We start from the raw sequence: 1,557 nt of genomic DNA, 5'->3' as shown, positions 1-1,557 counted from the left end.
TGGTCTAACCCCCTAATAATCGGACTTTAACATTTTAAGTTTTACAAACATACAAAATTAATAAATATCTTTGCCTTGCAAGGAACAAACGAAGGCGAGTTTTACACCGATGTTTGTAGAGATGTTTCAGGCCTGATCATTTCGTTTTTATTAAAATTTAGTTCATCCGCCAAAAAAGGCGGAATCTCTAAATTTTGCAAGGAACTGCACTTCAAGCTCGTATTGCCCGATATTTGATTGTAGGGTATTTTGAGTTTGAATGTTATTTTCCATTTCTTTTCGTCTCTTTTCTGTTCGATTAATTCTTTGTTCCAGCATTCTAAAAAGATATTTGGAGGCAAATTACAAACCGATGAATGCAAGCGTTCATTGTTATATTTTTCGTAGAAAAGAGTCAAAACACCTTCCAATTCATCAATTGACCAAAAATTATAAGGGCGTAATTTTTTTGCCAAAATCGCATGAAAACTCTCAATATGACCATTTTCTTGTGGCGTATATGGGTGTGTAAATACTTGATTGAGATGGTTTTCTTTAAAAAAATCCTGAATTAATTTTGCCGAGAACCGACTGTCATTATCATTACGAACTTCAATATTTATCCCTTTTTCTATGCAATTATTTGGTTGTAAGTGATTGATTATAATATGTTTCCAAGCCTGTTTAACATCTTGTTTTTTGATAGAATAAGCAACCATCCAGTGTAAGACAACCCGTGTAAATGTGTCAATAGTCGTCAAAACGTAACAATGCATTTTATACTGTTCAACCCAAACAAATTTGATGTCCATTTCTAGAACTTCAAAAGGCTGACTAGGAAAAACCTTGCGGTATTTTACCCTATTTTTAGAGGGTTTTTGATGTTTCTCTTTTAGCAATTGTGATTCTTTCATCAACCGATATACTTTCTTATGATTGATGTCATATCCCTTTATTTGCAACGAAGCTTCCATTTTTTGATACCCATAATCGGTCTCGGGATCTTTGTGGATTTGCTTGATTTCATGAATGATAATATCATTTGAGACTTCGACTTTTTCGCCTGAAATATCGGTATAAAATGTAACGATAGAACAACCTCGACCTTGCTTGGTTTTCTTCTTTTGATAATAATATTGATGTTTAGTTATCCCGGATATTTGAAAAGCTACTGCTCTTTTCACGCCTTGAAAAATGTAACTTCTCACAATTTCTTTTTTTTCTCCAAGGCTAATTTCTTTTTTAGCAATTCGTCTTTTAACTTGCCTTCTAATTCCTTTTGAATGACAATTTCTTTGAGTAGCCTGTTTTCCTTCTCTAGCTCTCTAATACGTTTAAGTTGTTCTGGGGTCATTCCGTGAGAAAAACCCTCTTCGCCCATAGTTTCCATTTTCTTTTTCCAAGCATAATAACTCGCAGGAAATACAAAATACTTCTCTAATGTTACTTTAACGCCTTGTTCCGAAGCTTCTTTTATGATTTTTAGCTTCTCCTCTATAGTAAATTTTCGCTTTTCCATCGTACAAAATTATAGTTTTTGATTTATAATTGTGTCCGATTATTTAAGGGGCTAATACA

Annotated in this window: 2 protein-coding genes; both read right to left on the bottom strand. The window is 33.3% G+C overall.

Annotated elements, in window-relative coordinates:
* Positions 1–101: 101 nt before the first annotated feature.
* Positions 102–1,187, bottom strand: a complete 1,086-nt coding sequence (locus tag BUB42_RS15995) for a DDE-type integrase/transposase/recombinase (protein ID WP_139257445.1) — start codon at positions 1,185–1,187, stop codon at positions 102–104.
* Positions 1,184–1,498, bottom strand: a complete 315-nt coding sequence (locus tag BUB42_RS15990; RefSeq protein ID WP_073022166.1) for a transposase — start codon at positions 1,496–1,498, stop codon at positions 1,184–1,186. Before BUB42_RS15990 ends, BUB42_RS15995 begins: the two co-directional genes overlap by 4 nt.
* Positions 1,499–1,557: the final 59 nt, after the last annotated feature.

The sequence above is a fragment of the Flavobacterium micromati genome (genome assembly GCF_900129585.1).
GTDB classification, from domain to species: Bacteria; Bacteroidota; Bacteroidia; order Flavobacteriales; family Flavobacteriaceae; genus Flavobacterium; species Flavobacterium micromati.
This window is presented reverse-complemented; position numbering and strand designations above follow the sequence as displayed.

Bases quoted from the DNA above. Each gene is read 5' to 3' on its own strand.
- BUB42_RS15990 (WP_073022166.1), bottom strand. From the start codon at position 1,498: ATGGAAAAGCGAAAATTTACTATAGAGGAGAAGCTAAAAATCATAAAA.